General features: G+C 66.6%; 1 protein-coding gene. It reads right to left on the bottom strand.

What is annotated here, in order from left to right; genetic code table 11:
- Positions 1–323: type VI secretion system tip protein TssI/VgrG (tssI, locus tag C1X29_RS28270; protein ID WP_146023292.1), on the bottom strand; the 323-nt coding region annotated here is incomplete at both ends.

The following is a 323-nucleotide window of genomic DNA, read 5'->3' on the forward strand; positions in this document are numbered from 1 at the left end:
AGCGGCTGGTCGGGGTCGCCTTCGAGGAAGGTGACCAGCACTTCCATGCCGATGCGCGGGATGGCGATGCCGCCGTATTGGGCGCCGGCCCAGGCGGAAGACACGCGCAGCCAGCAGCTGGTCTTGTCGTCGGCCTGACCTTCACGATCCCAGTGGAACTGGACTTTCACGCGGCCGTATTCGTCGCAGTGGATTTCTTCACCTTTAGGGCCGGTGACCACGGCGCTCTGGCTGCCGAGGATGCGTGGTTTCGGGTGGCGCAGGGGCGGGCGGTTCGGCACGTCCCACGGGGTGGCCTGGAAGCGGTTGCGGTAACCCTGATG

This window comes from Pseudomonas sp. GW456-12-10-14-LB2, from assembly GCF_002884345.1.
In the GTDB taxonomy this organism is placed as follows: domain Bacteria; phylum Pseudomonadota; class Gammaproteobacteria; order Pseudomonadales; family Pseudomonadaceae; genus Aquipseudomonas; species Aquipseudomonas paraglycinae.